Genomic DNA, 8,336 nt, shown 5'->3' with positions numbered 1-8,336 from the left:
TCAATCCAGACCCGGTAACCAAACCGCAAAGCATCTACCGGCAGCAGTTGAACCACATCAGCCTCAAAACCAGCGATTCGCTCCCCCTCAAGGACTTTGACGCGGTAGTACTGGGCGATAGACGAATCGTTTGACTTTAATAAATCAGGAAAGAGCCCAAGAGACTCGCGTTTTTCCGAGAGCACCACCCGACTTTCAGGCAGGAACGTCAGGACCTGGTCATTGCGTCGAAAGGTCGATCGGTGTGCACCCGTGAGGGATTCAACCCGCTCCATTTGCAGATCACCGTTGCATACATGCCAGATCCGGGCGCTTGACAAAGTGCTGGCCGTGGTCACGACGAAAGTACCGACATAAGCCCTTCGACGTGACGCATCGTGCATACGCATTAACCACTCATTGACGTTCCGGTCTGCGGCCTTATTGTCAACGGCCAGCGATTGCGCCAAGGCCGGCTTGTTTTGGGCCCTAACAAGCGTGCTGAACATCATGGCAAGGCTACCCATGATGAAGAAAAAAATCGCCTTGCGTCCGATGCCGCCCATTCGCGCCTTCCTGGTGAAAAGCAGCCAGTTCAACGGGCGGCTCCTTCAAACGTGGCGTTTCTCAGAAAACCCGCAGGCATCTGCAACGCGGATGTACCGCCAAACTGACGATGCGCTGCCATCAACGCATCCAGTTGCGGATCACGAATCATGACCGCCGTGTCTCCCGTTGCGACTTGGGTCAGCGTCAATGCAGGTTGTCCGGTCGACTCCCTGGCGAGTTGTGGCGCCCCCCCCTGATCCGTCAGACCTGTCATCGCCTGCCATGCCATCACAGTCACAGTGGCCAGCGATGCCACGCCAGCCAGCAGTTTCCAACGAAAGTTGCTTTGGTTGGCGCTTTCATTTTTTGAATCAAATTGGCTTCTAGCGCCCGTGTTATTTGCGTCATCAGCTATTAAATAGGCAGCATTCATCGCTGGTTTAACGATTGCTTCGTGACTCAGACTCTGCTTGAACCGGGTCATAAAAGCGGCATCCTTCGAGCTGTCAACGGCCTGACCGGCACGCAGCACATCGCCCACCAAGTGGTAGGTATGCCACGTTTGGCGCGCCTCTTCAGACTGACCCATGCCATCAAGCGTTTGTGCAAACTCATCACCGCGCAACTCACCATCGGTCAACGCCGATACTTTTTCGCGGTTTGTTTCAGTGAATTGCTTCATCATTTCCTATCTCACCAGCGTTTAGTGGTTTGCTTTTCAAGCATCGGTTTAACTTTGGCGGATATGTCCTCACGCGCCCGAAAAATTCGGGATCGAACAGTGCCAATCGGGCAATTCATCAACTCAGAAATATCCTCATACGTTAAACCTTCAATTTCTCGCAGGACCAATGCCTGTCTCAGATCTTCTGGCAATGCGTCCATGGCCGTGTTCACGGCAATCGCAATTTCCTTGGCTGCCAATACCGACTCCGGCGTTTCGTCCGTTATTGATTCAATTCCAGACCAGGAAGTTTCATCATCTTCGCTATCTGATTTAAAAGCGTTCTCGGACACGGTGGGATCACGTTTGAGTTCGAGCAAGAATTTTTTGGCTGTATTGACGGAAATCCGGTAGAGCCAGGTATAAAACTGGGCATCGCCACGAAACTGGTGCAGCGCCCGGTAAGCGCGAATAAATGTCTCCTGGGCGATGTCTTCCACCAAGTCAACATCACGCACCATACGACCAATCAGGCGTTGAATCCGGCGCTGGTACTTGATGACAAGCAACTCAAAAGCGCCCTGATCGCCTGCCACTGCACGCTCAACCAGCAAGGTATCGCTGTCAATACGGTCTGGCGGGTTGGGGTGCGCCGTGGGGGGTGTTGTATCGCTCACGGATTGCCCTGCTGCGATGGCGCATCAGCAACGAGATCCTGGTTTGGGCCGACACGGGTGCGAGAGAAAACTGCGCGCCTTAAATCATGCCAACGCAGGGCCATCGCTTGGCGCTCTGGCCACAACCACAAACGCACACCACGCTCAGTACGCAGGCTTACGAGTAGAAAAAACTGGAAATCAAGATGAACGCTTAATCGGCCACTCTGTGATTCGTTCTTTTCAGTCCAACTCCAGTCCTGGCCATCCCAACGTAGACTTCCCTGAGGTGAACGACGCCACATCACAGCAGCTATTGCACAAGTAACCAATGAACACACAAGAAATAATCCTTGTCGCCAAATAGCCAAATCTGTTTGCCCATGCCAAACCAGGGCAATCGCACTGCACCCCAAAAAGACAACCAAGATGACCCCACCCTGAAAACGAGAACGCCCCACCGGAAAACTTACCGCTGGGGCGCTGTGCATGTGGACTCAATCAGCTTGTGATTGTCTTGGTCAGAGAAAAGGTGACGAATTACGGCGCGCGTTTGAAAACCAGCGAGCCGTTGGTGCCACCAAAGCCAAAGTTGTTTTTCAGGGCCACGTCAATCTTCATGTCACGCGCCGTGTTGGCGCAGTAGTCCAGATCGCACTCGGGGTCCTGATTAAAGATATTGATGGTGGGCGGGCTGACCTGGTTGTGCAAGGCCAACACCGTGAACACCGACTCAATACCGCCTGCGCCACCAAGCAAATGCCCGGTCATGGACTTGGTGGAGTTGACCACCGTCTTTTTGGCTGAATCACCCAAGGCGGCCTTGATGGCGTTGGTTTCGTTCAGGTCACCCAGCGGTGTAGAAGTGCCGTGGGCGTTGAGGTAATCAATTTGATCGGCATTGACACCGGCGTTGCGCATGGCACTGACCATGGCGCGGCGTGGGCCGTCCATATTGGGCGCGGTCATGTGACCGGCATCGGCGCTCATGCCAAAACCCGCCAGTTCGGCGTAAATCTTGGCGCCACGGGCCTTGGCGTGCTCGTACTCTTCAAGCACCATCACGCCAGCGCCTTCGCCCAAGACAAAACCGTCACGGTCTTTGTCCCAAGGACGAGAAGCTGTTTGAGGATCGTCGTTGCGCGTGCTGAGTGCCCGCATAGCGGCGAAGCCACCAATACCCAAAGGGGACACCGTGGCTTCCGAGCCACCGGCAATCATCACATCGGCATCACCGTATTCAATCATGCGACCGGCTTCACCAATGCAGTGAAGGCCCGTGGTGCACGCTGAAACGATGGCCATGTTCGGGCCTTTAAAGCCAAAACGGATGGCGACGTGGCCCGCAATCATGTTGACGATCGTGGACGGTACGAAGAAGGGAGAAATTCGACGGGCACCGCGGTTGGTGTACTCGGTGTGCATGTCTTCGATCATGGGCAAACCGCCAATGCCAGAGCCGATCAGGCAACCAATGCGGGTGGCCAGGTCATCATCAAGCGCATCGAGTGTGGGCAAGCCCGAATCGACCACCGCCTGGTGGGCAGCAGCAATGCCGAAATGGATAAACGCGTCCATCGTCCGCGCTTCTTTGGGGCCGATGTAGGCCCCGAGATCGAAGCCCTTGATTTCGCCCGCAATTTTGCAGGAGAAACTGGAAGCATCGAACTTGGTGATCAGGTCAATACCGGATTTACCGGCAAGAATATTGGTCCAGGCGTCAGCCACCGTGTTGCCCACGGGACTGACACAACCTAAACCAGTTACGACAACGCGACGACGGGACATAGATATTTGCAATCAGTAGTTAATCTAAAGAAAGCCGCCTGGAGCGGCATGAAACAGGATTGAGAACCTGCGCTATGTGTCAGCGCAGTCCGGCACCGTCTGCCACCATTAGCATGTGGACGCCTTGCGCGTCACACACCCTATATTTACGCTTTTTTGTGCGTATTGGCGTAGTCAACTGCAGCTTGCACAGTTGTGATTTTTTCAGCATCTTCGTCAGGAATTTCAATTCCAAACTCATCTTCCAGGGCCATGACCAATTCAACGGTGTCGAGAGAATCGGCACCCAGATCGGCCACGAAGGCTTTTTCGTTGGTGACTTGTGACTCTTCTACGCCAAGTTGTTCGGCAATGATTTTTTTGACGCGTGCTTCGATATCGCTCATGGATTCCCTCTAAGGGTAGTAAATTAATCCGCAATTCTAGCCGGGCTTAAGGACAATTCCCCAATCCGGCTGCCGAGCGGATAAATCGGCTTATTTCAAAAATCTTTTACTTGGCTTAAGTTGCAGCATGGTACGGCAACTACATAACCAATGGCTGACTAAGCCATGAACATGCCGCCATTGACGTGCAATTCTTGCCCCGTCACATACGACGCTTGCGGCGAGGCCAGGTAAGCCACCGCATGCGCGATGTCTAAGGGCTGACCCAACTGCCCCAGCGGAATTTGGCTTAACAGTGCTTTATGTTGCTCTTCTGGCAGGCTGGCGGTCATATCGGTATTGATAAAACCTGGCGCCACACAATTGACCGTGATGTTGCGCGAGCCCAGTTCACGCGCCAAGGCACGGGTCATGCCCGACACACCGGCTTTTGCTGCCGCGTAATTGGCTTGCCCAGGGTTGCCGGAGGCGCCCACCACAGAGGTGATGCTGATGATGCGGCCGTAGCGCTGCTTCATCATGGTGCGCATCACCGCGCGACTCATGCGAAAAACAGCCTTCAGGTTGGTGTCGATCACGGCGTCCCACTCGTCGTCTTTCATGCGCATAGCGAGGTTGTCACGCGTAATGCCGGCATTGTTGACCAAAACCTGCAAGCCGCCGTGTTCTTTGACAATGTCAGCAATCAGGGCTTCTGCGGCCTGGGCATCGGTGACATTCAGGTTCTTGCCGCTACAACCGGGGTAGGCGGACAGGGTTTGCGTGATTTTGGCGGCACCCTCGTCGGTGGTGGCAGTGCCAATGACCTTCAGTCCACGCTGTGCCAACTCAAGGGCAATGGCAGCACCAATGCCCCGCGAAGCACCGGTTACGAGGGCAACTTGACCTTCAAATACAACATCACTCATTAACTTCACCCAAAAGATTAGTTTTTACATCGGCCAAAGTGGCCGGATCCAACAGCGCCATGCCGGTCAATTCCGCATCAATGCGCTTGACCATGCCCGCCAGTACCTTGCCAGGACCGCACTCGACGAGGTTCGTCAAACCACGTGCCTTGATCGCTTGTACACATTCCACCCAGCGCACAGGCCCGAAGGCTTGGCGGTACAGCGCGTCACGAATCCGATCGGCATCGACTTCAACGGCCACATCAATGTTGTTGATCAAGGCAATTTGGGGCGACTGAAATTCGATGGATTCCAGTTTTTCCTTGAGGCGTTCAGCAGCGGGTTTCATCAAACTTGAATGAAAGGGGGCTGAGACTGGAAGTGACAAGGCGCGCTTGGCGCCATTGGCCTTGAGCACTTCGCAGGCTTTTTCTACCGCCGCCTTGCTGCCGGCAATGACCGTTTGCGCCGGGTCGTTGAAATTGACGGCTTCGACGATTTCAAGTGAATCAGGGCCAAACCCTTGTGTGACCTCGGCACAACCGGCAATGACATTGGCCGCCGTCATGCCCAAAATGGCCGCCATGGCGCCCACGCCGACCGGCACCGCTTCTTGCATCGCCTGCGCCCTGAAACGAACCAAAGGCGTAGCTTGCGCAAGCGTCAAGACACCGGCCGCTACCAAGGCCGAGTACTCACCCAGCGAATGCCCCGCTACGGCAGAGGGAGCCATACCGGTCTCAGACATCCAGACCCGGTACGCTGCCACGGCCGAAACCAGCATCACGGGCTGGGTATTGGTCGTCAGGGAGAGGACTTCTTTGGGGCCTTCCTTGATCAGTTTGGCAACATCTTCGCCCAATGCGTCAGAGGCTTCCTTGAGCGTTTCGAGCACCACGGGATGATCGCCCCAGGCGTCCAGCATGCCCACAGATTGCGAGCCCTGACCTGGAAATATGAATGCAAAAGGTTTCATGGTATTTTTATTAATTTAAGGGTTAAATCAGGCTCTAGCCCCCGTGCAGCAATCGTGGCTAGCTATAGTTGCAGTAGCACTGCACCCCAGGTAAAGCCGCCGCCAACGCCTTCAAGCAGGAGCAACTCACCGGGTTTGACGGTGCCGGCACGCACGGCTGAGTCCAGCGCCAGAGGAATGGACGCTGCCGAAGTGTTGCCATGCTGATCGACCGTGACAATCACTTTATCCATCGGCATCTTGAGCTTGCGGGCGGTGCTTTGCATGATGCGGATATTGGCCTGGTGCGGCACCAGCCAATCAATGTCAGCCGCCACTTTGCCGGCTTTGGCCAACACGTTGCGCGCCGCTTCGTCGAGCAAGCCCACAGCCAGTTTGAACACCGCCTGGCCATCCATCTTGAGCAAGGGTTCACCCAGGATATTGCCGCCTGACACATGGCCCGGCACACAAAGAATGCCGACGTGTTTGCCGTCAGCATGCAAATCACTGGCGAGAATGCCGGGGGTGTCGGACGCTTCGAGCACCACCGCGCCCGCGCCGTCGCCGAACAGCACGCACGTGGTGCGGTCGTTGAAATCGAGAATGCGCGAGAAAACTTCGGCGCCAATCACCAGCGCTTTTTTGGCAGCGCCGGTCTTGATCATCGCGTCGGCAATGGTGAGGGCATAAATAAAGCCGCTGCAAACCGCTTGCACGTCAAACGCAGCGCAACCATTGGCACCCAGTTTGTTTTGCAAAATACAGGCCGTCGAGGGGAACACCATGTCGGGGGTGGACGTGGCGACAATGAGCAAATCAATATCACACGCCTGAACGCCAGCGGCGTCCAAGGCCCGGCGCGCAGCCTCCAAACCGAGATCGCTGCTACAGACATCAGGCGCAGCAAAGTGCCGTGCTTGAATGCCCGTGCGCTCAACAATCCAGTCGTCGGTGGTCTCAACGTTGTTGGCGGCAAGTTCTGCCACCAGATCGGCGTTGCTCAGTCGGCGGGGTGGCAGGTAACTGCCAGTACCGGTAATGCGTGAATATATAGTCATGATTAGGCGTGAGCAAGCGCATCGGCAGGCACAGAGGACACTGCAGCACCCAAGAGAGGCGCCACATGTGCGATCCGGGCTTGAACACGGTCAAGCAAGTTGTTTCGGGCTGCATCATACGCCCGGGTTAATGCAAACTCGAATGCCATTTCATCGGCAGAACCATGGCTTTTAAACACCAGGCCGCGCAGTCCGAGCAAAGCACCGCCGTTGTAACGACGATGATCCATGCGCTTTTTGAGCGCAGAAATAATGGGGTAAGCAGCAATAGCAGCCATTTTCGTCAAAATGTTGCGCGAAAACTCAACCCGCAGAAAGTTCACGATCATGGTCGCCAGCCCTTCGCTGGCTTTCAAGGCCACATTGCCAACGAAGCCGTCGCACACCACGATGTCGGCCGTGCCCTTGAAAATATCATTACCTTCAACATTGCCGTAAAAATTAATATCACCCGCTTTAGCAGCAGTACGAAGCAATTCGCCCGCTTTTTTAATCACTTCGTTGCCTTTAATGGCTTCCTCACCAATATTGAGCAATCCTACGGTTGGATTTTCATTTCCGCTCAATACCGATACCAAAGCAGAACCCATGATCGCAAATTGCAGCAAATGCTCGGCCGAACAATCGACATTGGCACCCATGTCCAGCACGGTGGTGGCTTGGCCTTTGGCATTGGGGATTTGCCCGGCAATGGCGGGACGGTCAATGCCATCCAGGGTTTTGAGCAAATAGCGTGAAATCGCCATCAAGGCCGCCGTATTCCCCGCTGAAACGGCCGCTTGGGCAGCGCCATTCTTGACCTGCTGAATGGCCACGCGCATGGAAGAGTCTTTTTTACGCCGAAGCGCCATTTCCAGCGGATCGTCCATGCCGACGACTTCACTTGCGGCAATGAATTTGGCCCGTGCGTGCGAGAAAGCACCCAGGCTTTCAGGCAAACCAACCAAGAGCAACTGTGCATCGGGGTGGCGATCGAGAAAACGTTTGCAAGCAGGCAGCGTGACGATCGGACCATGATCGCCCCCCATACAGTCGACAGAGATAGTGATCATGGGAAACTAGTGCACCAAAACAATTGGCATCCAGACGAGGGACGCATAAATGCAAAAGCCCGAGGCCACTAAATTAGCAGCCTCGGGCTTTGACTTGATAAGAACTATCAGGCTTCTGACTTGTTCTTGAGCACTTGGCGACCACGGTAAAAGCCATTAGGGCTGATGTGGTGGCGCAGGTGGGTTTCACCTGTGGTGGTTTCGACTGCAATACCTGGCACGACCAAGGCATTGTGTGAACGGTGCATACCGCGCTTTGAAGGTGACTTCTTGTTCTGTTGGACAGCCATGATCTGATCCTTGACGTGTATGTTGCGACAATCGCAACATCTGGGTTAGTGAAACACGTGTTTGAT

Annotated in this window: 10 protein-coding genes; all 10 read right to left on the bottom strand. The window is 54.8% G+C overall.

The features are described from left to right. The coding region (locus WCG50_RS08350; RefSeq protein ID WP_336899133.1) for a sigma-E factor regulatory protein RseB domain-containing protein at positions 1 to 578 on the bottom strand (578 nt) is incomplete at its 3' end. Then, the gene (locus WCG50_RS08345) at positions 575 to 1,210 is read right to left on the bottom strand and encodes a sigma-E factor negative regulatory protein (RefSeq protein WP_336899132.1); all 636 of its coding nucleotides are present in this window, start codon (positions 1,208 to 1,210) and stop codon (positions 575 to 577) included. The genes WCG50_RS08345 and WCG50_RS08350, both read right to left, overlap by 4 nt. A gap of 11 nt (positions 1,211 to 1,221) precedes the next feature. Next, positions 1,222 to 1,821, bottom strand: coding sequence for an RNA polymerase sigma factor RpoE (rpoE, locus tag WCG50_RS08340; RefSeq protein ID WP_336899134.1), 600 nt, complete (start codon positions 1,819 to 1,821; stop codon positions 1,222 to 1,224). Positions 1,822 to 2,388: 567 nt separating this feature from the next. After that, on the bottom strand, positions 2,389 to 3,636 hold the full coding sequence (fabF, locus tag WCG50_RS08335) for a beta-ketoacyl-ACP synthase II (protein ID WP_336899131.1): 1,248 nt from the start codon (positions 3,634 to 3,636) through the stop codon (positions 2,389 to 2,391). 146 nt (positions 3,637 to 3,782) lie between these two features. Further along, the gene (acpP, locus tag WCG50_RS08330; RefSeq protein ID WP_336899130.1) at positions 3,783 to 4,022 is read right to left on the bottom strand and encodes an acyl carrier protein; all 240 of its coding nucleotides are present in this window, start codon (positions 4,020 to 4,022) and stop codon (positions 3,783 to 3,785) included. A gap of 158 nt (positions 4,023 to 4,180) precedes the next feature. Continuing rightward, entirely contained in the window at positions 4,181 to 4,930 is a 750-nt protein-coding gene (gene fabG / locus WCG50_RS08325; protein WP_336899129.1) for a 3-oxoacyl-ACP reductase FabG, read from the bottom strand. Next, positions 4,923 to 5,888: an ACP S-malonyltransferase gene (gene fabD, locus WCG50_RS08320; protein ID WP_336899128.1), complete on the bottom strand. Its 966-nt coding sequence runs from the start codon at positions 5,886 to 5,888 to the stop codon at positions 4,923 to 4,925. Before fabD ends, fabG begins: the two co-directional genes overlap by 8 nt. A 62-nt stretch (positions 5,889 to 5,950) precedes the next feature. Further along, complete coding sequence (locus tag WCG50_RS08315) at positions 5,951 to 6,928, bottom strand: beta-ketoacyl-ACP synthase III (protein WP_336899127.1); 978 nt, start codon at positions 6,926 to 6,928, stop codon at positions 5,951 to 5,953. Positions 6,929 to 6,930: 2 nt separating this feature from the next. Then, positions 6,931 to 7,980, bottom strand: coding sequence for a phosphate acyltransferase PlsX (gene plsX / locus WCG50_RS08310; protein ID WP_336899126.1), 1,050 nt, complete (start codon positions 7,978 to 7,980; stop codon positions 6,931 to 6,933). Positions 7,981 to 8,087: 107 nt separating this feature from the next. Further along, a complete protein-coding gene (gene rpmF / locus WCG50_RS08305; RefSeq protein ID WP_336899125.1) occupies positions 8,088 to 8,270 on the bottom strand; it encodes a 50S ribosomal protein L32 in 183 nt (60 codons plus the stop codon). Between the last annotated feature and the right edge of the window lie 66 nt (positions 8,271 to 8,336).

Source organism: Rhodoferax sp. (genome assembly GCF_037143375.1).
In the GTDB taxonomy this organism is placed as follows: domain Bacteria; phylum Pseudomonadota; class Gammaproteobacteria; order Burkholderiales; family Burkholderiaceae_C; genus Rhodoferax.
The sequence above is the reverse complement of the archived record's forward strand: the minus strand, read 5'-3'. Positions and strand labels throughout refer to the sequence as shown.